24 protein-coding genes are annotated in these 22,001 nt (G+C 60.2%); 18 read left to right on the plus strand and 6 right to left on the minus strand.

All coding sequences use genetic code 11. The features are described from left to right. Positions 1-24: 24 nt before the first annotated feature. The 5 genes from Q1A89_RS03045 (at position 25) to Q1A89_RS03065 (ending at position 4,618) form a co-directional block, all read left to right on the plus strand. Complete coding sequence (locus Q1A89_RS03045; protein ID WP_299726061.1) at positions 25-1,242, plus strand: FAD-binding oxidoreductase; 1,218 nt, start codon at positions 25-27, stop codon at positions 1,240-1,242. Positions 1,243-1,259: 17 nt separating this feature from the next. After that, positions 1,260-2,093: an NAD(P)-dependent oxidoreductase gene (locus tag Q1A89_RS03050; RefSeq protein WP_299723610.1), complete on the plus strand. Its 834-nt coding sequence runs from the start codon at positions 1,260-1,262 to the stop codon at positions 2,091-2,093. A gap of 3 nt (positions 2,094-2,096) precedes the next feature. Beyond that, positions 2,097-3,071: a membrane dipeptidase gene (locus Q1A89_RS03055; RefSeq protein ID WP_299723614.1), complete on the plus strand. Its 975-nt coding sequence runs from the start codon at positions 2,097-2,099 to the stop codon at positions 3,069-3,071. Positions 3,072-3,140: 69 nt separating this feature from the next. Further along, positions 3,141-4,085 (plus strand): NAD(P)-dependent oxidoreductase, encoded by a 945-nt coding sequence (locus tag Q1A89_RS03060; RefSeq protein ID WP_299723617.1) that lies wholly within the window; start codon positions 3,141-3,143, stop codon positions 4,083-4,085. Positions 4,086-4,126: 41 nt separating this feature from the next. Then, the gene (locus tag Q1A89_RS03065; protein ID WP_299723620.1) at positions 4,127-4,618 is read left to right on the plus strand and encodes a hypothetical protein; all 492 of its coding nucleotides are present in this window, start codon (positions 4,127-4,129) and stop codon (positions 4,616-4,618) included. On the opposite strand, the gene Q1A89_RS03070 is transcribed toward Q1A89_RS03065, so the two are convergent. Genes Q1A89_RS03070 through Q1A89_RS03080 form a run of 3 tightly spaced genes read right to left on the minus strand, consistent with a single transcriptional unit; the run spans position 4,619 to position 7,115 of the window. Beyond that, complete coding sequence (locus Q1A89_RS03070) at positions 4,619-5,179, minus strand: TadE/TadG family type IV pilus assembly protein (RefSeq protein WP_299723623.1); 561 nt, start codon at positions 5,177-5,179, stop codon at positions 4,619-4,621. Beyond that, positions 5,179-5,715, minus strand: a complete 537-nt coding sequence (locus tag Q1A89_RS03075) for a TadE family protein (protein WP_299723626.1) — start codon at positions 5,713-5,715, stop codon at positions 5,179-5,181. Before Q1A89_RS03075 ends, Q1A89_RS03070 begins: the two co-directional genes overlap by 1 nt. Continuing rightward, positions 5,712-7,115, minus strand: coding sequence for a Tad domain-containing protein (locus tag Q1A89_RS03080; RefSeq protein ID WP_299723629.1), 1,404 nt, complete (start codon positions 7,113-7,115; stop codon positions 5,712-5,714). Before Q1A89_RS03080 ends, Q1A89_RS03075 begins: the two co-directional genes overlap by 4 nt. Before the next feature lie 314 nt (positions 7,116-7,429). Between Q1A89_RS03080 and Q1A89_RS03085 the strand changes: the two genes are divergently transcribed. Then, positions 7,430-8,860, plus strand: a complete 1,431-nt coding sequence (locus tag Q1A89_RS03085) for a Glu/Leu/Phe/Val dehydrogenase (RefSeq protein ID WP_299723632.1) — start codon at positions 7,430-7,432, stop codon at positions 8,858-8,860. A 115-nt stretch (positions 8,861-8,975) separates the two neighbouring features. Here Q1A89_RS03085 and Q1A89_RS03090 read toward each other — a convergent pair whose 3' ends face one another. Beyond that, positions 8,976-9,434 (minus strand): hypothetical protein, encoded by a 459-nt coding sequence (locus Q1A89_RS03090; protein WP_299723635.1) that lies wholly within the window; start codon positions 9,432-9,434, stop codon positions 8,976-8,978. A 3-nt stretch (positions 9,435-9,437) separates the two neighbouring features. Beyond that, positions 9,438-9,869 (minus strand): hypothetical protein, encoded by a 432-nt coding sequence (locus Q1A89_RS03095; protein WP_299723637.1) that lies wholly within the window; start codon positions 9,867-9,869, stop codon positions 9,438-9,440. Positions 9,870-10,064: 195 nt separating this feature from the next. Between Q1A89_RS03095 and Q1A89_RS03100 the strand changes: the two genes are divergently transcribed. Further along, entirely contained in the window at positions 10,065-11,318 is a 1,254-nt protein-coding gene (locus Q1A89_RS03100; protein ID WP_299723640.1) for a sarcosine oxidase subunit beta family protein, read from the plus strand. Between the two features lie 33 nt (positions 11,319-11,351). Here Q1A89_RS03100 and Q1A89_RS23480 read toward each other — a convergent pair whose 3' ends face one another. Next, on the minus strand, positions 11,352-11,429 hold the full coding sequence (locus Q1A89_RS23480; protein ID WP_366524458.1) for a hypothetical protein: 78 nt from the start codon (positions 11,427-11,429) through the stop codon (positions 11,352-11,354). Between the two features lie 65 nt (positions 11,430-11,494). On the opposite strand from Q1A89_RS23480, the gene Q1A89_RS23485 reads away from it, so the two are divergent. The 11 genes from Q1A89_RS23485 to nrdR all read left to right on the plus strand — a co-directional run bounded on the left by Q1A89_RS23485 (position 11,495) and on the right by nrdR (position 22,000). After that, a complete protein-coding gene (locus Q1A89_RS23485) occupies positions 11,495-11,758 on the plus strand; it encodes a hypothetical protein (protein ID WP_366524438.1) in 264 nt (87 codons plus the stop codon). Positions 11,759-11,772: 14 nt separating this feature from the next. Beyond that, the gene (locus Q1A89_RS03110; RefSeq protein WP_299723646.1) at positions 11,773-12,036 is read left to right on the plus strand and encodes a sarcosine oxidase subunit delta; all 264 of its coding nucleotides are present in this window, start codon (positions 11,773-11,775) and stop codon (positions 12,034-12,036) included. After that, positions 12,033-14,966 carry a sarcosine oxidase subunit alpha family protein gene (locus Q1A89_RS03115; protein WP_299723649.1) on the plus strand — a complete coding sequence of 978 codons (2,934 nt, stop codon included), beginning with the start codon at positions 12,033-12,035 and terminating at the stop codon, positions 14,964-14,966. The genes Q1A89_RS03110 and Q1A89_RS03115 overlap by 4 nt, the downstream gene beginning before the upstream one ends. Continuing rightward, on the plus strand, positions 14,959-15,504 hold the full coding sequence (locus tag Q1A89_RS03120; protein ID WP_299723652.1) for a sarcosine oxidase subunit gamma: 546 nt from the start codon (positions 14,959-14,961) through the stop codon (positions 15,502-15,504). The genes Q1A89_RS03115 and Q1A89_RS03120 overlap by 8 nt, the downstream gene beginning before the upstream one ends. Before the next feature lie 36 nt (positions 15,505-15,540). Next, on the plus strand, positions 15,541-15,840 hold the full coding sequence (locus tag Q1A89_RS03125; protein ID WP_299723655.1) for a hypothetical protein: 300 nt from the start codon (positions 15,541-15,543) through the stop codon (positions 15,838-15,840). 37 nt (positions 15,841-15,877) lie between these two features. Beyond that, the gene (dnaG, locus tag Q1A89_RS03130; protein ID WP_299723658.1) at positions 15,878-17,842 is read left to right on the plus strand and encodes a DNA primase; all 1,965 of its coding nucleotides are present in this window, start codon (positions 15,878-15,880) and stop codon (positions 17,840-17,842) included. A gap of 129 nt (positions 17,843-17,971) precedes the next feature. Further along, a complete protein-coding gene (gene rpoD, locus Q1A89_RS03135; RefSeq protein WP_299723661.1) occupies positions 17,972-19,960 on the plus strand; it encodes an RNA polymerase sigma factor RpoD in 1,989 nt (662 codons plus the stop codon). A gap of 107 nt (positions 19,961-20,067) precedes the next feature. Further along, positions 20,068-20,337: an HlyU family transcriptional regulator gene (locus Q1A89_RS03140; protein WP_299723665.1), complete on the plus strand. Its 270-nt coding sequence runs from the start codon at positions 20,068-20,070 to the stop codon at positions 20,335-20,337. A gap of 11 nt (positions 20,338-20,348) precedes the next feature. Continuing rightward, on the plus strand, positions 20,349-20,753 hold the full coding sequence (locus tag Q1A89_RS03145) for a secondary thiamine-phosphate synthase enzyme YjbQ (protein ID WP_299723668.1): 405 nt from the start codon (positions 20,349-20,351) through the stop codon (positions 20,751-20,753). Between the two features lie 203 nt (positions 20,754-20,956). After that, positions 20,957-21,394: a hypothetical protein gene (locus Q1A89_RS03150; protein ID WP_299723671.1), complete on the plus strand. Its 438-nt coding sequence runs from the start codon at positions 20,957-20,959 to the stop codon at positions 21,392-21,394. Between the two features lie 138 nt (positions 21,395-21,532). Continuing rightward, positions 21,533-22,000 carry a transcriptional regulator NrdR gene (gene nrdR, locus Q1A89_RS03155; RefSeq protein ID WP_299723674.1) on the plus strand — a complete coding sequence of 156 codons (468 nt, stop codon included), beginning with the start codon at positions 21,533-21,535 and terminating at the stop codon, positions 21,998-22,000. The last annotated feature ends 1 nt before the right edge of the window (position 22,001 follow it).

Raw genomic sequence — 22,001 nt, forward strand, 5'->3', positions numbered from 1 at the left:
TCGATGTATCGCGAAAGGAAGATCATGAGTGCTCAAGCCACAACGCCGATACGGCAAACCTACGATGTCGTCATTGTCGGCGGCGCGATCATGGGCGCCTCGACGGCGTGGTTCCTGTCGGACAATCCCGACTTTGACGGCTCTGTCCTAGTGATCGAGCGGGACATGACTTACGAGAATTGCTCGACCGCGCACACCAACAGCTGCATGCGCCAGCAGTTTTCGACCGATCTGAATGTGCGCATCAGCCAGTTTGCCGCCGATTTCGTCAAGAATATCAGGCAGTACATGGGCAATGACGACCGCGTGCCGGAACTGTCGATCCGCAATTTTGGCTATATGTATCTGGCCGACACCGAGGATTTCGCCAACGTCCTGCGCGACAATATCGCCGTGCAACATGCCGCCGGGGCGGGCACGCAACTGATGACTCCCGAGCAGATCAAGGCGACCTATCCGTTCTACAATGTCGATGACATCGTGCTGGGCTCCATCAACACGGTGGACGAAGGGTACTGGGACGGCGCCGCGGTGTTTGACTGGTGGCGGCGGCAATCGCGCGAACACGGTGTGGAATATGTGCAGAACGAAGTTGTGGCCATGACCCGCAGCGCGAATGGGCAGCGCGTTGAGAGCGTCACGCTGGCCAGTGGCGAGGTGATTGGCTGTGGACAGGTTGTGAACGCTTCGGGTCCGCGCGCGTCGCGCACTGCGCAGATGGCGGGCATCGACGTGCCGGTCGAGCCGCGCAAACGCTTTTCCTGGATATTCTCGGCCGAAAAACCGCTGGAGGTCGATCTGCCACTGACCATCGATCCATCAGGCGTGCACGTACGCGAAAACGGCGGCGGGACCTACCAGTGCGGTGGCCATTCCGACATTGATCCGGCGGTGGACTATGACGATTTCCACATGGATCACGCAATGTGGGAAAACCATGTCTGGCCGATCCTCGCCACCCGCATTCCGCAATTCGAGGCGATCAAGGTGACCCATGAATGGGGTGGGCATTATGCGATGAACACGTTTGATCACAACGCAATCATGGGCCCGCACAACGAGGTCGAGAACTTTGTCTTTCTCAACGGCTTTTCCGGCCACGGGCTGCAGCAATCCCCCGCCATGGGCCGGGGCACCGCGGAATGGCTGACTTACGGCACATACCGTGCCCTTGACCTGTCCCCCTTCAACTATGCGCGGATCGTCCAAGACCGCCCGATCATCGAAAAAGCCGTCATCTGATACGCAGGAGCAACAACATGAAAAAACTGGTTTTGACAGGTGCCGCTGGCAGCCTCGGGTCCCGCCTGCGCGCGCCTTTGGAGGCGATGTGTGAGACACTTGTGTCCACGGATATCGTGGATGACATCGGCGATCTGGCCGCAAACGAGACCTATGTGAAGGCGGACATTGCCGACATGGCGGCGGTTGATCCGTTGCTCGAAGGGGCTGACATGGTCATCCATTTCGGCGCGGTTGTGGATGAGGCCCCGTTCGAGGAACTGCTGGGCCCGAACTTCGTCGGTGCCTACAACGTGTGGGAGGCCGCCTACCGCCACGGGGTGCGCCGCGTTGTCTATGCCTCATCGATCCACGCGGTCGGGATGTATCCCAAAACGCAAGCCATCGGCGTCGATGTCCCCCACCGCCCCGATACGTTCTACGGGCTGGCCAAGTGCTTTGCCGAGGATCTGGGCCGCATGTACTGGGAGAAACGGGGCCTCGAATCCGTCTGCCTGCGCATCTATTCCTGCGCGCCCGTCAGCAATCCGCGCGCAGTGGGCAGTTGGCTCAGCTATGACGACATGATCCAGCTGGTGGAAAAGTCGATCACCACGCCGGTCACCGGCTTCTCCATCGTCTACGGCATTTCCGACAACGATCGCGCGCCCGTGGACAATTCCGCAGCCCGCCATCTGGGATACCGCCCCAAGGACAACGCCGAACAGTTTGCCGCCGATATCTATGCCAAGTTCGGCCCCCTCGATCCGCATGAGGCGTCCAATTTCCGCCACGGCGGGCCTTTTGCCGGGATCGAGCTGGGCAAGGGCGCCATGGGCCTGTTCAATTTCGAGGACAAGGATGATGGCTAGCTCATGCGCATAGACAACCTGCAATACTGCGCCTGGTCGGAAAAGATTTTCCGCCAGTTGCGCGAAGGGCAGGTGGATGCCATCCACGTCACCATCGCCTATCACGAGAATTTCCGTGAGACGGTACTGAACTTCGAAAAGTGGAACCGCTGGTTCGAACAGTACCCCGACCTGATTATCAGAGGGCTCTGGGCGTCCGACATCGACCGCGCCCGCGCCGCCGGGCAGACGGCGGTGTTCTTTGGCTTTCAAAACCCGAGCCCCATCGAGGACGACATCGGTCTGGTCGAGATCGTCCACACCCTCGGGGCGCGGTTCATGCAGCTGACCTATAACAACCAGTCCCTGCTGGCGACGGGCTGTTACGAGGCTGAAGACACCGGGATCACCCGGATGGGCAAACAGGTGATCAAGGAAATGAACCGCGTCGGGCTTGTGGTGGACATGAGCCATTCGGCTGATCGCTCCACCATTCAAGCGGCCGAGATTTCGGAACGCCCCATCGCCATCACGCACGCGAACCCGCATGACTGGCACCCGGCCTTGCGCAACAAGCGCGACGATGTGATCCGTGCGGTGACCGAAAGGGGCGGGATGCTCGGCTTTTCGCTTTATCCGCATCACCTCAAGGATGGTTCTGCCTGCACGCTGCAGTCTTTCTGCGAGGCGATTGCGCGGACAGCCGAACGCTATGGCGCCCACACCATCGGTATTGGCTCCGATCTGTGTCAGGACCAGCCGGACAGCATTGTCGAATGGATGCGCGTGGGCCGCTGGAGCAAGGAGATCGACTATGGCGAGGGCTCGGCCTCTGCCCCCGGTTTTCCGCCCCAGCCCGACTGGTTCCGCGACAACCGCGACTTTGGCAATATCGAGGACGGGTTGCGGGCCACCGGCATGGACGCTGGCGAAGTGGCGGGCATCATGGGCGGCAATTGGTACCGCTTTTATCAGCAGAATTTCACACCCCGCCCCTGACGTGTCGCAAACAGGACGGACAGCACTCTGCCCCCGGTTTTCCTTGACCTGAAACACGGGGAGACACGCATGAAAATCGGATTTATCGGGCTGGGGAATGTGGGCGGCAAATTGTCGGGCAGCCTGCTGCGCAATGGGCATGACGTGGCCGTGCATGACCTAAACGCAGACTTTGTGGCCGCCAAGGTGGCCGCCGGTGCCACAGATGGCCAAAGCCCGGCCAACCTGATGCAGACCTGCGATGCGGTGATCACCTGCCTGCCCAGCCCCGTCGCCTCGGCCGCTGTCATGGACGAAATGCTGCCCCATATCGGCCCCGGTAAGATCTGGATGGAGATGTCGACGACGGATGAAGCCGAAGTCAAACGCATCGGCGCGCAGGTCATCGCGGCGGGCGGTGCGGCGGTGGACTGCCCGGTCTCGGGCGGGTGCCACCGGGCGGATACGGGCAATATCGCGATCTTTGCAGGCGGTGATCGGCCCACATTCGAACGCATCCTACCTCTGCTGACCACCATGGGGCGGCGGGTGTTGCACACGGGCGATCTGGGCTCTGCCTCGGTGCTCAAGGTGCTGACCAATTTCCTCGCCACTGCCAATCTGGTCAGCGTCGCCGAGGCGCTGACCGTGGCCAAGGGCGCGGGCATGGATCTGGGTGTGGCCTACGAGGCGATGGCGATCAGTTCGGGGACGTCCTTTGTGCATGAAACCGAAGGGCAGGTGATCTTGAACGGGAGCCGCGATATCTCGTTCACCATGGACCTTGTGGCCAAGGATATCGGCCTGTTTCAGGACGTGGCAGACCGCGCAGGCGTGCCGCTGGAACTCAATCCTTTGCTGATCGACATCTTTCAGGACGGGATCAAACGCTTTGGCCCGCGCGAGTTGTCGCCCAACATCATCAAACGGCTGGAAGAAGCGACAGGGTTGGACGTCACCGCCCCCGGTTTCCCCCCCGAAATGGTCGATGACGAACCCGAGGAACCGGGGGCAGAAGTCATCGTGCGGCGCTGAGAGGGCTTGTGAGCCGTCCCGTGCCGGGCTAGGTCCGGCGCATGTTCACTGACAAAGCCCCTGACGCCGTTCTTGCCACCATCACCGCCTCACCGGGGCGGCGGATTCTGGGCATCGGCTCGCTTTGGATCCTGTCGCTGATGGTGATCTATGTGGGCATCGTGCAGCCGCCGGAACTCGGCTGGCAGTTGTTCCTCTTTGCGCTTGGGGGCGGGTCGATCTGGATCGCCGAGCAGATGCGGCGCGCCACTGCCGTGACGCTCGAACTGACGCGCGAGGAACTGCGCGACACGGCGGGCGTGGTGCTGGCGCGGATGGACGAGGTCACAGGCCTTGATCGGGGCATGTTCGCCTTCAAACCCTCGAACGGGTTTCTGCTGCGGCTCAACAGCAAAAAGCCCAGGGCGTGGCGCCCCGGGCTTTGGTGGTCTTTGGGTTCGCGCGTCGGTGTCGGGGGGATGACCCCGGCCCATCAGGCGAAGTTCATGGCCGAGATCATTGCCGCCATCCTCGCCGAGCGGGACGGCGAATGATCAAAACGAAGTCGACTCGTTGAACAGAACCTGCGGCGCATAGCGTGGACGGGTGAACACGAAGTTGTGGATTTCGCGGTTGGTCAGCCCGGTGTTGAAGGGCGGATCGTACCTCACGAATGTTTCCACCACGACGACCGTCTCATTGTCCGGCATGATCGGCAGATCTTCACGCAGCGCCTGGATCGCTTCATTGCTGAGCGCAGGCATCCAGCCTTTTTTCTCGGACCAGAACTTGATGTACTCGTCATTGTCCTCGTCATAAGTCACGCTGGTGATGCGAATGGCGACATCGCTGACTTCGTTGGCTGTCAGGTAGGCAAGCATTTGTTGCGTCCCGGACATGTACGAGGCGTCCAGCGGATTCGTTTCGCGCGAGATGATGTCACCGATGGTGTAGGCAGCCTTCTGGTTGATCGAATGCTGCCGGTAGGCGTCAAAGATCGCGAACATCGACAGGTAACCCCAGAACAGCACGGGCAGGATCAGAACTGTCTCGACCGCGATGCTGCCCCGGTCTTCGTCGCGAAAGCTGCGCAGATAGGTAAAGATGCGTTGCATTATCCTGGCTCCTGTACAAACCCGGACAGCGACACCATCTTGGCGCGGCCCGAGCCGTCCTTGGTGAACGAGTATCCAAGCCCCGTGGTTGGGAAGACGGGTTCGAACATGTAGCAGGCGCGCAGCAACATCAGTTGGTGTTCGCCGCCGTGAACAAAGGATCGCGATGGCGTCACGGGCTGGGACACATCTGCGCAATCGGCAGATCCGGTAAAGCCGCTGAACGCCCGCGGGTTGATCGGGTTCATCTCGAGCTTGAGCGCACTGTCGCAGTCGCTGAGGAACCCAGAGAAATCACACACCATCTGCTTGACGTCATTATGCGTGTAGTTGGCACCGGTGTTCAGGCGGACGTTGCGCACCGCCATGTCCAGCCCCCTGTCCAGAAAGTTCTGGCGCAGCGCATAGATGCCCATCTCGACCGAGGTCATGAAGAGGGTGAAGATCAGGGGCACGGCGAGGGCGAATTCGACCATCATCTGCCCGTCTTCCTTGCGCGCAAAGCGGCGCAGGAAATTGGTGGCTTTGCGGATCATTGTGTCAGCCTCAACTGGTTGATTTGCTTGGCAATTGCCTCGAACGCTTCACTGATCTCGACACCTTCCACCCGGAAGAAGTGGCTGGGGGACGAGGCGCAGTTTTCCATGATGCCGGCAGAGAAGTTGGTGACTTCGAAGCCGATGGACCACACAACGATGCCCTGGGCTTTGGCGGCGTCGCAGATGTCCTCAAGCATGTCGTCGGCTTGGGCGGACGTGTACTTGGTGTAGCGCCAGTTGTCCCAGCTGCCCCCGACATAGTTGTTGAGGTACCAGTAGAGCGGATAGCGCGACCAGTGCACATAGTGGCTGGGCTGGGCATAATACCAGTCCTGGATACGAACGGTCGGCACATTTTCCCCATCCGTCATCAGGATGATGGTTTTGAGCGTCTCAGTGTCCGTATAGGCCGCCGGGCGGTTGGCAAAGGCAGAGTCGATGCGGTTCTCGAGCGACAAGGCCTGCGTGATCGGCTTGAAGCTTGGGTCAAGCAGGGCCACGCCCCATTTCATGCCGAGGTGGATCGACGTGTTGGCCCGGGCACGGTAATTGTCGATGCGCGCCTTCAGGTTGTTGGCATCCTGGCTATAGGCCATGATCTCTTCGTAATCCTGCTGCGGGCAGCCAGGGTTGGTGATCGGGTAGGCATAGTTCCAGCCGGATTCAAAGTGCTGCATCTGCTCGTATGTCGTGCCGAAATCGAGAGCGGCGGACTGGAAGTCGTCCTGTTCGAAGTCGATGCAGTACGAGAAGTCGTGCAGGTGATTGGTGGTCAGCTCGGCAAAGATCGGCTCGCCCGCATTCACCTGCGCGGTGTAGGGGATCAGCGACAGCGAGATCAGGTCTTCGGTCTCGTCACGGATGACGGTGTCGATAAAGGTCTTGGCCGCGTCCTGCAGGTTCTCCATCTTGCTGTTGCGGCCCATCGAGCCGGAGATGTCCAGAACCATCGAAATTTCGACGTTGGCGACCTTTTCTTCGGCCTGTCCGCGTGCTGGCACGGCCAACTCGTCGACACCCATCAGGCGCATGAACTGTGTACGGGTTGTCGTGCGCGCCTGTGCGGTCACAGTGCGATAGTTCAGTCCCTCGTCCACGGTCACGGATGTCAGGTAGCCGGACATCCCCGCCTTGGCGAAATAGTCGTTTACAACTGCCGTGGGATCCAGCGTCTGGTCCAGGTCGGCAGCGGCCAGCACAGCGCGGTCGATTGTGGCCTGCACACGGGTGCGTTCCATCTCGTTGCGCATCAGGTCAACGCCGATACCGCCCACAAGGAGCATCATCATCAGCATCATGACCGCGAATATGGTCATTGTGCCGCTTTCATCTCGCACAAACCTGTAGGCGCTGCTTTTGAGGGCGGCCTTGGCTGTGGTTTTCGCAGTCGTGTCCATATGCATGATACACCTAACTTGTTATCGGTTTTGTGCCTTGAAGGCATTTTCGTCCAATGTTCGGTGTGCTCTCAGAATGTGTTCGAAATCGGGCAAAACGGCGAAAGCTGTGTGGTGTTTTGCATGCAGTTGTCGCCAATATCGCAGGCGCCACGGCATTGTTTACGAATTGTTAACCCGTGTGCTCGCCAGGGTTGTAGGCTGGAAACTTTTCACATTGCGCACAAAAAGTTGGCAGTTTGGTGCGAAACCATCTTAGGCTGGCTCTGTGCCGGTGTCGCCACATCGGACGCGCCGGAACAAGGAGCCCGATAATGAATACCCCGAACGAACCGAGTTTTCGCGAAAGTGTCGACATCATGTTCAACCGCGCCGTGGCGCTGATGGACCTGTCGCCCGGGCTCGAGGAAAAGATACGCGTGTGCAACGCCACCTATACGGTGCGCTTCGGGGTGCGGTTGCGCGGGCAGATCCAGACCTTTACCGGTTACCGGTCCGTTCACTCCGAACATATGGAACCGGTCAAGGGCGGCATCCGCTATGCGATGGGGGTCAATCAGGACGAGGTCGAGGCGCTGGCCGCGCTGATGACCTACAAATGCGCGCTGGTCGAAGCCCCCTTTGGCGGCTCCAAGGGCGGGTTGTGCATCGACCCGCGCGACTATGACGAACACGAACTGGAACTGATCACCCGCCGCTTTGCCTATGAGCTGATCAAGCGCGACCTGATCAACCCGTCCCAGAACGTGCCCGCCCCCGACATGGGCACGGGCGAGCGCGAGATGAGCTGGATCGCCGATCAGTACAAGCGCATGAACACCACCGACATCAACGGCACCGCATGTGTGACCGGCAAGCCGACGAACGCGGGCGGCATTCAGGGCCGGACCGAGGCAACGGGGCGCGGTGTGCAATATGCGCTGCAGGAATTCTTCCGAGACACGGAGGGCGTCAAAAAAGCCGGGATGTCCGGCAAACTCGACGGCAAGCGGGTTGTGGTGCAGGGTCTCGGCAATGTGGGCTATCACGCCGCCAAGTTCCTGAGCGAGGAAGATGGCTGCAAGATCGTCGGCATCATCGAACGGGACGGGGCCTTGACGGATCCGAATGGTCTGGATGTCGAGGCCATTCGCAACTGGATTGCGGGCCATGGTGGGGTCGCAAGCTATCCAGATGGCGCCCATGTCGAAGACGGCGCGAAGGTTCTGGAACTGGATTGCGACATCCTGATCCCGGCGGCTCTTGAGGGTGTGATCAACCTTGGCAATGCCGAACGGGTCACCGCGCCGCTGATCATCGAGGCCGCCAATGGCCCGGTGACCGCTGGCGCCGACGCGGTGCTGCGTGGCAAGGGCACGGTGATCATCCCGGACATGTATGCCAACGCGGGAGGTGTGACGGTCTCCTATTTCGAATGGGTCAAAAACCTCAGCCACATCCGCTTCGGCCGGATGCAGCGCCGTCAGGAAGAGTCGCGCCACCAGTTGATCATCGATGAGCTGGAGCGTCTGAGTTCGGACAGCGGCATCGGCTGGGAACTGAGCCCGGATTTCAAGACCAAGTACCTGCGCGGTGCAGGGGAGCTGGAGCTGGTCCGCTCGGGTCTGGATGACACGATGCGCACGGCCTACCAGTCGATGGCCTCGGTCTGGCACGAGCGTGACGACGTGGACGATCTGCGCACGGCTGCCTATCTGGTCGCCATCGGCAAGGTCGCTGACAGCTACCGGGCCAAGGGGCTCTGACGCAGCCCGCGTGGTTTGACAAGAATTGAGGCGCTGCCGCGCCACGTGATTTATGCCGCGACCTCCGGTCGCGGCGATTTCATCCGCCCAGCCCGTGTTCGAAAATGCGCCCGGCCTATTCGGTGACCGGGTCAGGCATCGCCGCGCTGATCTGGTCGTAGACCGCGTTGCAGATATCATCCATCGCGATCATGAAAAAATTCTCGGCCGCCTTCGTGTTGGGATGGTAGGGGTCCTTGACCTTGCCCTTGCTGTTGACGCGGAAATAGTGGGTGTTGCCCTGATTTGCGGCCACGGTTTCGGGCGTTGCCCCTTCGATAAAGCTGCATTGACTGCCGGTCTCATCAAAGGCGCGTTTCAGGTTGGCCTGCGCCTTGATCCGCAGATCGGTGATCTTTTTTGAATAGCTCGGGGCGGTTGTCATGAAGATGCAGGGCGTGCCTGCAGGCAGCTGCGCGTTCATCTTTGCAACATCGCTCAGGGCACTGTCAAAATCCGTGGCCCAGCGTTTGGCCGAATTGCCCAGAAAGGATAGAAAGATCAGCTTTGGGGCGTAGTAGTCGGGGCGGAACATCACCTAAAAGGCGGATTTGTCCATCTCGCAGAACTGGTAGGCGTCCCCCTGTCCGATCTGTTTGTACTTGTTGCCGCTGCTGTTGATGAAGCCGTAGGTACCGGCGTTGACCTTCCATTTCGGATCGACATCGCAGATCGCGCCCTTGGCCTTGCCCATCGTCGCGGTCCAGGAATGCAGCGAGGTCGAGCGCACGCCAATCACCGCCACCTTCATGTCCGCCAGCACTTCGAGGTTGCTGGCCTGTTCGGCGGTCGGAGGGCAGTGGGACTTGATGTTTTCGAAGAACTCGAGAAACACCGGCCCGGAGCCAAAGGGGATCTGACTGTCGCCAAGGATCACGATCGAGGGGGAGTCAAACCCTTTTTGCTGTGCCATCCCCATGGTTGCAACGCATGCGGCCAGCGTCGCCGCGCGCAATATCTTAAGTATCATCCAACGTCCCCCAAAACGAGCGTGTCCCCAATGAACCCTGAAATGCCATGTCAAAACAGTGAAATCCACGTGAACTCTGCAATCAGTCGCAGCCAGACCCGCCCATGTCGAAAAGCGCGCGGGTGCGATCCATGTCCCCTTGCTAGTCTGGCGCGGATGTTGAAGGTGTGATGGTACATATCAGCGGAGGGCTTGATGCGCTTTTCAGGACTGAAGGTCCTTGCCGAAGGGCTGACAGGAAACAAGGGATGGGGCCCGCACTGGCGCAGCCCCGAGCCCAAGGCCGAATATGACATCGTCCTGATCGGGGGCGGTGGCCATGGCCTCGCCACGGCCCACTATCTGGCGAAGGTGCATGGGCTGACCAATGTGGCCGTACTGGAAAAGGGGTATCTGGGGGGCGGCAATGTCGGGCGCAACACGACGATCGTGCGCGCCAACTACATGTTGCCGGGCAACTCTGAATTCTATTCCCATTCGCTGAAACTGTGGGAAGGTCTGGAAGAGGACCTGAACTACAACGTCATGCACTCGCAACGCGGGATTATCAATCTGGTCCATTCGGACGGGCAGCGTGATGCCTTTGTGCGACGCGGCAACATGATGGTCGGGCAGGGCGATGATGCCGAGATGCTCGATCCTGCGGGTGTGCGCAGGCTGCTGCCGATGATCGATTTCGATCAGACCCGCTTTCCCATCTTTGGTGGCCTCTATCACCGCCGGGGCGGCACCGCGCGCCACGATGCGGTGGCCTGGGGCTTTGCCCGCGCGGCCTCGGATCGCGGGGTGGACCTGATCCAGCAATGCGAAGTCACCGGCATCGACGTCGAAAACGGCGTGGTCAAAGGCGTGCAGACATCCCGTGGCCCCATCCGCGCCAAAAAGGTCGGCATGGTCGCCGCAGGCCGCTCAAGCCAGGTGGCCGCAATGGCCGGAATGCGCCTGCCCATCGAGAGCCACGTCTTGCAGGCCTTTGTGACCGAAGGTTTGAAACCCTGCCTTGATCATGTGGTCACCTATGGCATGGGCCACTTCTATATTAGTCAATCGGACAAGGGCGGTCTCGTCTTTGGCGGCGATCTGGACATGTATTCAAGCTATGCGGCGCGCGGCAACCTGCCGCTGGTTGAACATGTGACCGAGGCTGCAATGACCCTGATGCCGCAGATCGGCAAGGCGCGCATGCTGCGCAGTTGGGGCGGGATCATGGACATGTCGCCCGATGGGTCTTTCATCATGGACCGCACGGATATCGACGGGCTCTTTGTCAATTGCGGCTGGTGCTATGGCGGGTTCAAGGCGACGCCTGCGTCGGGTCATACTTTTGCGCACCTGCTGGCCACCGGCAATCCGCACCCGACCACTGTTCACCACCGGCTGGACCGGTTTCGCACCGGCACCGGGATCATGGATGAAGAATCCACCGGCTCGCAACACAATCTGCACTGACACAAGGCACGTTCATGATCATGAAAACACGTTTCAATCTGCGCGCCCTGGCGATGATGTCTGCGCTGGTGCTGGTGGCGGCATGTGAACCGCAGCCCCGGTCGTTCTCACCAGCAGAAATCGATCTGGCCGCCCGATTGTTCGAGGCAAAGGTCAAGCAGGATATCGGCAAGGACATGGACGGCGATTTCCGCGTCAGATCAGTGTCGCGTGACGACACGGCGATCACCATGAGCCTCGAACTGCTCGACGAACGCATCGTAGCGCTTGCCAATACGGACCGGGACCTGTTCGGGCGGATAATGACAACCGTCATCGCAAAAGAGATTTGTTCCGACAGGGACGCCCGCGCTCTGTTCAATTCGGGCTTCAAGCTCAACATCCGTTTCTTGTCCGCGCGCGGTCGACCGCTGTTCACCAGCGCCATCAATCGTTGCTAAGGGAGGATCGGTCCGTGCGCATTTCATGTCCGATCTGCGGTGAACGCGATCACCGCGAGTTCTACTATCAGGGAGCGGCGGTGATGCTGTCCCGTCCCGCGCCCGATGCCGGAGAGGCAGCGTGGGACGACTACCTTTACTTGCGGGAAAACCAGCCCGGCGATCTGGAAGAGTTGTGGAGCCATGATGCAGGCTGCGGGGCATGGCTGAAAGTGCTGCGCAACACGGTGACCCATACGGTCCACTCGACCGAGCTGGTCACGGAGGCCAGGCGATGAGGATTCCGGGCAAAGGACTGATCGACCGCAGCACGCCGCTGTCCTTCCGCTTTGATGGCAACACCTATCGCGGCTTTGCCGGGGACACGCTGGCCTCGGCCATGCTTGCCAATGACGTGCGCATGGTGGGCCGCTCTTTCAAATACCACCGCCCGCGCGGCATCCTGACGGCAGGGTCGGAAGAGCCTAATGCGCTGGTGACCGTCGGGACCGGTCCCGCGACGGACCCCAATGTGCGCGCAACGGTGCAGGAGCTCTACGAGGGTCTTGAGGCGCGCCCGCAGAATGCCTGGCCCTCGCTGAGCTTCGATCTGCTAAGCATCAATGATCTTGCTGCCCCGTTTCTGGGGGCGGGTTTTTACTACAAGACTTTCATGTGGCCGCGCGCCTTTTGGGAAAAGGTGTACGAACCTGCAATCCGTCGCGCGGCGGGTCTGGGTGCGCTTGGTTCCGAAAAAGACACGGTCCCTTACGAAAAAGCCTATGCGTTCTGCGATCTGCTGATAATCGGGGCCGGACCCGCGGGCCTGATGGCCGCGCTTGTTGCCGCACAATCCGGCGCGCAGGTGATCCTCGCGGATGAGGACAGCTTGATGGGCGGGCGACTGAATGCCGAAACGCTCAGTGTCGGTGGCATGGCGGGGGCCAAGTGGGCGGCAGAGACAATCAAGACGCTGGAAGGCATGGACAATGTCCGTCTGATGCCTCGCACTACAGTGACCGGTGCCTATGACGGTGGAACATACGGTGCGCTGGAACGGGTGGGTCATCACGTGGCCGATATGCCCAAGGGCGGGGTGAAGGAGACGTTCTGGCGCATCGTGGCGCAGCGCTCCGTACTGGCCGCAGGCGCGATCGAACGTCATATCGCCTTTCAGAACAACGACCGCCCCGGCATCATGGGGGCAGGGGCTGTGCGTGCCTATCTCAATCGCTGGGGCGTGGCGCCGGGCAAGGCGGTGACTGTGTTTGCCAACAATGATGATGCCCACCGCACAGCAGTGGACATGATCGAGGCCGGTGTGCATGTGGCCGCCGTGATCGACAGCCGTGCGGATGCCCGCGCGCTGGGCGATTATCGCGTGATGGCAGGCGCCATGGTGTTAGGCAGCTCCGGGCGCAAACGGCTTGAGGCGATTACCGTGCAAACTGGGTCGGGCAGTGAAAGCATCATGACCGATTGTCTGGCCGTCTCGGGCGGCTGGAACCCGACCGTCCACATGACCTGTCACATGAACGGGCGACCAACATGGAATGCGGACATCGCAAGTTTCGTCCCCACACCGGGCTCCATTCCGGGAATGGAAGTCGCCGGGGCTTGCAACGGCGCATTTTCGACGGCGGCCTGCCTTACCCAAGGGGCTGCGGCGGCTAAGGCGAGCCTTGAAGCGCTGAATATGAAAGCCGCGGATGTAGAGATGCCGATGGCGGATGACACCTCTTATGCGATTGAACCGCTCTGGGCCGTGCCGGGCAAAGGGCGCGCGTGGCTCGATTTCCAGAACGATGTCAGCGTTAAGGACGTGAAACAGGCGGCGGTCGAAAACTTCACCTCGGTTGAGCATATGAAGCGCTATACCACCCAGGGCATGGCGACCGATCAGGGTAAGAACTCGAACGTCACGGCGCTGGCTTTGCTGGCTGACGCGACGGGGCGGGGCATTCCCGAGACCGGAACGACGACCTTCCGCCCGCCCTACAGCCCTGTGGCGCTGGCGGCATTGGGCGCAGGCGCGCAAGGCACAGGCTTTGCGCCCGAGCGCAAGACCACCAGCCATGCCGCCAGCGTGGCCGCGGGTGCACCGATGATCGCGGCGGGGCTGTGGTATCGCCCCTCTTACTTCCCCGCGCCGGGTGAAACGACCTGGCGGCAATCCTGTGACCGCGAGGTCGGCTATGTGCGCGAGGCGGTTGGGGTCTGCGATGTCTCGACGCTGGGCAAGATCGACATTCAGGGGCCGGATGCGGCCAAGCTGCTCGACTTTGTCTACACCAACATGTTCTCGACCCTGAAAGAGAACCGTGTGCGTTACGGTCTGATGCTGCGCGAGGACGGGTATGTCATGGATGACGGCACCACCGCGCGGTTGGGCCTCAATCATTACGTGATGACGACGACCACTGCGGCGGCCGGACAGGTGATGCGCCATCTGGAGTTCGTGACACAAGCCCTGCATCCTGACTGGGACGTGCGGATCGTTTCGGCCACCGAGCAATGGGCGCAATTTGCCGTGGCAGGCCCGAAGGCGCGCGAATTGCTGAACGGGCTGCTCGATCAGCCCATCGACAACGATGCCTGGCCCTTCATGGCCTGTGGCCCGGTTGCGTTGCAGGGGGTGAGCGGGCGGCTCTTCCGCATCTCGTTCTCGGGCGAACATGCCTATGAACTGGCCGTGCCGTCGCGCTATGGCGACGCACTATTCCGCCTTTTGGTTGCGCGGGCCGAGGCGCTGGGCGGCGGGGCTTACGGGATGGAAGCGCTGAATGTGCTGCGTATCGAAAAGGGGTTCATCACCCATTCGGAAATCCATGGTCGTGTCACCGCGCAGGATATCGGCATGGGTCGCATGCTGTCCCAGAAAAAGGATTTTGTCGGCAAGACCATGGCCCACCGTCCCGGCTTCCTTGCTGAAGGGCGCGAACAACTGGTCGGCATGAAACCTGTCGGCCCGGTCAAGCAGTTGACCGCGGGCGCACATATCTATTCCGACGGGGCCGAGCCGGTGCGGGCCAACGATCAAGGCTATGTCACTTCGGTCGCGTTCTCGCCGAGTTTCGGGCACTACCTTGGCCTCGGCTTTGTGCAGAATGGCCTCAGCCGTCATGGTGAAGTGCTGAACATGGTGGATCACCTACGCGGCATCCAGTCACGGGTGGAGTTGTGCAATCCGGTGTTCCTTGATCCCGAAGGAGGGCGCGCACGTGGCTGAGTTGATCGCAAAGACGCCGTTGGATGGTATGGGTGAAAAGACCATCGGCACGGTCACGCTGGCCGAGGTCGATCTTGGTGCGCTGACGTCCGTGGCGCCCTACAAAGGGGCAGCCAAGGCGGCGGGCGAGGCGCTGAAAAAAGCGCATGACACAAGTTGGCCCGCGCCCCTGCGCGCCACCGGCAAAGACGGTGCGCGCGCGATCTGGTTCGGGCGCGAGATGATCCTGCTGGCCGGGCCTGCGCCTGACGCGACCTTGGGCGTACATGCGGCACTCACCGACCAGAGCGACACGTGGGTGGCCGTGACCCTGTCGGGCGCGCGGACCGAGGACGTTCTGGCGCGCCTCGCACCGGTTGATGTGTCACTGGCCACATTCAAACGAGGCCACACGGCGCGCACGCAAATCCAGCACATGAATGGCTCACTCACTCGCATTGGGACGGACACATTCCTGATCCTCGTATTCCGATCCATGGCGGGCACCCTTCTTCACGATCTGGAAAGGGCCATGGAAAGCGTCGCAGCGCGCGGCTAAAACCTCTGGCAGTGATTCTTGTTTCCGGAGCCTGCCATGACCCGTTTTGCCCTGATCCTCGCCACCGCTGCCTTTGCCACGCCCGCCTTCGCGCAGGACAAGGAAGAAACCTGCGGATTTCAGGCAGACGTGGTCGCAGCGATCCAGCAGGCCCGTCTAGATCGCGTGTCCGAACGCAACGTGCAGGAGCATATTCTGGCCAACGGCCCGGAATGGCCTGAAAAATACAACAATGCCATTCCGTTGATCACGCCCTGGGTCTACGAGCAAAAGCGCAAAGTCATCCGCAACGAAGACCTGAGTGCGGCCTGGAGCGAGCTTTGCCTGCAGCAATAGGGTCGACTCTGGGGCCCGCCGCCCCAATATTAACGACATGAGCCTGCCCCCTGGATTTCTCGACGAATTGCGCACGCGCCTGAGCCTCGGGCAGGTGGTCGGGCGCAAGGTCATGTGGGACGCGCGCAAATCCAATCAGGGCAAGGGCGATCTTTGGGCGCCGTGCCCGTTTCACCATGAAAAAACCGCCAGCTTTCACGTCGATGATCGCAAGGGTTATTACTATTGTTTTGGCTGCCACGCCAAGGGTGATGCGATTTCATTTGTCCGCGAAACCGAGAATGTGGGTTTTATGGAGGCGGTCGAAATCCTCGCCGGAGAGGCGGGCATGCCGATGCCCGAACGCGACCCGCGCGCGCAGGAAAAGTCCGACCGTCGCACGTTGCTCGCCGAAGTCATGGAACAGGCGGTGCAACATTTCCGCCTGCAACTGAAAACCGGTGCCGCGTCCGAGGCGCGCGACTATCTCGAACGGCGTGGGCTGGATGCAGCCGCGCAAGATCGTTGGGAAATCGGCTTTGCCCCCGATGCCTGGCAGGGCTTGTGGGATGCGCTGAAGGCCAAGGGTGTCGAGGACGACCTGATCCTTGGTGCGGGGTTGGCCAAGCCCAGCCAGAAGGGTGGCAAACCCTATGACACGTTTCGCGGGCGCATCATGTTTCCGATCCGTGATGCGCGCGGGCGCTGCACCGCCTTTGGCGGGCGTGCGATGGATCCCAATGACAACGCCAAATACCTGAACTCGCCCGAGACCGAACTGTTCGACAAGGGCCGCAGCCTTTACAATCACGGACCTGCCCGCACCGCCGTCGGCAAGGGGCAACCGCTGATCGTCGCCGAGGGGTATATGGACGTGATTGCGCTGGCCGAACATGGCTTTGGCGCTTCGGTCGCCCCCTTGGGCACGGCCATCACCGAGCACCAACTGGCCATGCTGTGGCGGATCGCGGATGAACCGATCATTGCGCTTGATGGTGATACGGCGGGCCTGCGCGCTGCGATGCGCCTGATCGATCTGGCCCTGCCCGCGCTTGAGGCGGGAAAATCCCTGCGCTTTGCGCTGATGCCCGAAGGGCAGGACCCCGACGATCTGCTGAAAGCCCAAGGGGCTGCTGCGCTGCAAAAGCTTCTGGACGAGGCGACCCCGATGGTGCGCCTGCTCTGGCAGCGCGAAACCGAAGGCAGAGTGTTTGACAGCCCCGAACGCAAGGCCGCGCTCGACAAGGCGCTGCGCGAAAAGATCAAGCTGATCCAGGACCCGTCGATCCGGCAGCACTATGGCCAGGAAATCAAGGACCTGCGCTGGGAGCTGTTTCGCACCAAGCGCCCGGCAGCCCAACCTTCGGGAGGCTGGCAAGGCGGCAAGGGCAGGCGCGGATGGCAAGCTCCGCCCACCCCGATGCCCAGCACCAAATCCTCTGCCCTCGTGGCGGGGGGCGATCAGGTGGGGGTGCACCTGCGCGAGGCGGTGATCCTTGCGGCGCTGATCTGCACTCCTGATGTGGCCGAGGAATTTGAAAGCGGGCTTGAATCACTGGCCTGTACCGACCCTGATCACGCGGTGCTGCGCAACGTGATTCTGCACCACGCCCATGCGGGCAAAGAGGTGTTGCGCGAAAAGATTTTCAGCGCACTTGGGCCTGAAACCCTTGATAACCTGCTGTCCTCGCGCCATGTGGCATTGATACCTTGTATCCGCACACCAGGCGACAGCGATATGGCCCGCATGACCGTGGCCGAAGAGCTCGCAAAACTCAGCGCGGCCAAGGGACTGGACGCCGAGATCGCGGACGCGATGCAGGACCTCGAAGGGGTCGCAGACGAAGGGGTGACCTGGAGGCTGGGACAAGCTGCAGCCGCTGCCAACAATGCTACCCGCACGGGAAAAGAGGACAACGCCGAATATGACACCGGTGCCAACGGCGCCCGAATCAGCAAAAGCGAACGGGATGCCTTTGCCTCGCTGATGGACCAGATAAGCTTTTCCAAGCCGCGGCGGTGATGCGTTTTGGCCGCGAATCATTAGGAAAATGCATGTAAGAGGGTGGCCGAATCACCCAGAGCACGAAATGATTCTTTTAGCGATTCGGGGGAACGAATCGCCTTAGGAGCCCCGATAAAGGAGCCCAGCATGGCCGCAAAAGACACGAACGAAGACGCCAAGACAGACGATCAGGACAGCGGTCACTCGCTGGACATGAGTCAGGCTGCCGTCAAGAAGATGATCGGCGAAGCCCGTGAAAAGGGCTACATCACCTATGACCAGCTGAACACGGTGCTGCCACCCGATCAGGTCAGTTCCGAACAGATCGAAGACGTGATGTCGATGCTCTCGGAAATGGGCATCAACATCATCGAGGATGAAGAGGCCGAAGAGGAAGAGCAAAAAGGCTCGACCGATGTGACCACAACCGAAGGCACCCGCGATCTGACGCTGGGCGCCACGGGTCAGGAAAAACTCGACCGGACGGACGATCCGGTGCGCATGTACCTGCGCGAAATGGGCAGCGTCGAATTGCTGAGCCGCGAGGGCGAGATCGCCATCGCCAAGCGCATCGAGGCTGGCCGCAACACCATGATTGCAGGGCTTTGCGAAAGCCCGCTGACCTTTCAGGCGATCACGATCTGGCGCGACGAACTTCTGAGCGAAGAGATCCTGCTGCGCGATGTGATCGACCTTGAGGCGACATTTGGCAACCAGATGGGCGAAGAGGGCGAGGAAACTTCCGAACCCGTCGTACAGGCCGCCGGAGCGCCCGAGGCCAAGACCGAAGACAGCCCCGAAGTGGACGCCGACGGCAACCCGATTGCCAAGGACGACGATGACGACGACGAGGACGAACAGGCCAACATGAGCCTTGCTGCGATGGAGGCCGCCCTCAAGCCGCAAGTGCTTGAAGCGCTCGACATCATCGCCAATGACTACGCCATGCTGTCCGAAATGCAGGACAGCCGGATTTCGGCCACCCTGAACGAGGATGCGTCCTTCTCCAACGAGAATGAAGCGACCTACCAGAAGCTGCGCGCCGAAATTGTGTTGCTGGTCAACGAATTGCACCTGCACAACAACCGGATCGAAGCACTGATCGACCAGCTATACGGCATCAACCGCCGCATAATGCAGATCGACAGCGCCATCGTGAAACTCGCCGATCAGGCCCGCATCAACCGCAAGGAATTTGTCGACGCCTACCGTGGGCGCGAGCTTGATCCCGGCTGGCTTGAGGAAATGGGCGAAAAGTCCGGTCGCGGCTGGCAGATGTTCATCGAACGCTCGGCCAACAAGGTCGAAGAGCTGCGCAGCGACATGGCGCAAGTCGGTCAGTATGTCGGCCTCGACATCTCTGAATTCCGCCGCATCGTGCAGCAGGTTCAGAAGGGCGAAAAAGAGGCCCGTCAGGCGAAAAAGGAAATGGTCGAAGCCAACCTGCGCCTCGTCATCTCCATCGCCAAGAAATACACCAACCGTGGCCTGCAATTCCTTGATCTTATTCAGGAGGGCAACATTGGCCTGATGAAGGCGGTCGATAAATTCGAATACCGGCGTGGTTATAAATTCTCGACCTATGCCACATGGTGGATCCGTCAGGCGATCACCCGCTCCATCGCGGATCAGGCGCGCACCATTCGAATTCCGGTGCACATGATCGAAACGATCAACAAGCTGGTCCGGACAGGCCGCCAGATGCTGCACGAAATCGGCCGCGAACCGACGCCAGAGGAACTGGCCGAAAAGCTACAGATGCCGCTGGAAAAGGTCCGCAAGGTGATGAAGATCGCCAAGGAGCCGATTTCGCTCGAGACCCCAATCGGGGACGAGGAAGACAGCCAGCTTGGCGACTTTATCGAAGACAAGAACGCAGTGCTGCCTCTGGATTCCGCCATTCAGGAGAACCTGAAGGAAACCACAACCCGCGTTCTGGCGTCCCTTACCCCGCGCGAAGAACGCGTGCTGCGTATGCGTTTCGGCATCGGGATGAACACCGACCACACCCTCGAAGAGGTCGGACAGCAGTTCAGCGTGACCCGCGAGCGTATCCGTCAGATCGAAGCGAAAGCCCTGCGCAAGCTCAAGCACCCAAGCCGGTCGCGCAAGCTGCGGTCGTTCCTCGATCAGTGATATAAATCGGGGCTACTGAAAACTCCTTGGACAGTCGCCATTGCCGTGCTGTCCAAGTTCGGCCACCGGACGACATCCACGCCGGCAAACACAACAAGGAGACTGACATGTCATTCTTCAAAAAGCTGTTCGGCGGTGGCGCGCCAGCGGAAGAAGCCGGTGAAACCTACAAAGAGTGCCGCATCGTCCCCACGCTCCAAAAGGAATCCGATGGTTATCGTCTCTCTGCCCGGATCGAAAAAGACGTGGACGGCGCGGTGCGTATCCACTCCCTGATCCGCGCTGACACCATTGCCTCGAAAGATGACGCGATGGCCGCCACAATTGCCAAGGCCAAGCAGGTCATCGACGAACAGGGTGACGGGCTGTTCCGCTGATTGAACGGCAGATGCAAACCACTTTTACTCTCTCCACCCACGGCCAAGGTCTTTACGAATTCACCCGAGACGTTGCGACATGGGCGCAGGGCACGGGCCTCTTGACCTTGTTTGTGCAGCACACGTCTTGCTCGCTCCTCATTCAGGAAAACGCTGATCCCGAAGTGCAGGTGGACCTCGCGGCGTTTTTCAAGCGTCTCGTGCCCCCCACAACGGACCCGTCGATGGCATATCTGACCCACACTTATGAGGGGCCCGACGACATGCCCGCCCATATCAAAGCGGCGCTCTTGCCTGTCAGCCTGCAAATTCCGGTCACGAACGGGCGGTTGGCGCTTGGGACCTGGCAGGGGATTTATCTGTTTGAACACCGTGATGCCGCCAAAGCACGAAACGTGATCGGGCATCTTTCCTGATTTTGCGGCTTGGCAAACCCGGTCAAGTCCGGCGAGTCACACGCACGCAAGAGTGCAAAGCCGTGCGTGAATATTTTTTGGCGAGAGCCAAACGTCGTTCTTTCGCAATATTATCAACGCCAAAGAGTGAAAGTGCCCGTGGCACAGTTGTGATTATGCCAATGGCATCACGGGCCCTATGTTATAGTGAAAGGAGACTGGTAATGATGAAACAAAAAATCAAACTGGCCTTGGCGTTCGTTGCGGCCTCGCCGACATTGGCTTTTGCGGACATGCTGGCTGCGCAAAGCCACTTCGAGTTACCGGTGATTGGCATCGACGCCAATTCGTTCGAGGTGATTGAAGAGCAGGGTGCTGGCGGCCCTCAAATGTGGTGTGCGGCTGCAATTTATGCCCGCAAGGTGCTCGGACAGCGTGGCGCGGACCTCTACATTGAAGTGCCGCGTGGGCAGGCGCAAACTATTGCCGGGCGCCAAGGCGTGGTTTTCACAATTGCTCCGGTAAGCAATCCGGTCCAGTCATACTCTTTCGGAACGGATCAGGCTGGAAGCAAGCACAGCGTGGCATCTGCGAATTCAATTTGTCGGGATGTACGCAGTTTTTCCATCCGGACCAGCGCAAATCAACGCATCCACTGGTGAATCGCACATGTAACGGTCTGACACCGCTTATCTAGCGGTGTCATTTCGGGACTACCCAAAACCTAGGCAACCCCCTATAGTTTCGTGTAATAGGGGCAAACCCCTACCACAGGCGGGATTTTGAGAGGGGGATGGGCAATGCGCTGTCCGTTTTGCGGCAATATTGACACTCAGGTAAAAGACAGTCGGCCTGCCGAGGATCACGTGTCGATCCGACGACGTCGTTTTTGCCCGGCCTGCGGAGGCCGCTTTACCACCTATGAACGGGTGCAACTGCGCGATCTGGTGGTGATCAAGACCAACGGCAAGCGCGAAGACTTTGACCGCGACAAGCTCGAACGCTCGATCCGGATCTCGATGCAGAAACGCCCGATTGATCCGGAGCGCATCGATCAGATGATTTCCGGCATCGTGCGCCGCCTTGAATCCATGGGCGAAACCGATATCCCGTCCAAGACCATAGGCGAGATCGTGATGGAGGCGCTGCATCGTATCGATACTGTTGCCTATGTTCGTTTTGCCAGCGTTTACAAGAACTTTCAGGCGGCGGACGATTTCGACAAATTCGTGCAAGAGCTGCGACCCGGCACCCCTGACGAAGAGTGAG

The sequence above is a fragment of the uncultured Tateyamaria sp. genome (assembly GCF_947503045.1).
Taxonomy (GTDB): domain Bacteria; phylum Pseudomonadota; class Alphaproteobacteria; order Rhodobacterales; family Rhodobacteraceae; genus Tateyamaria.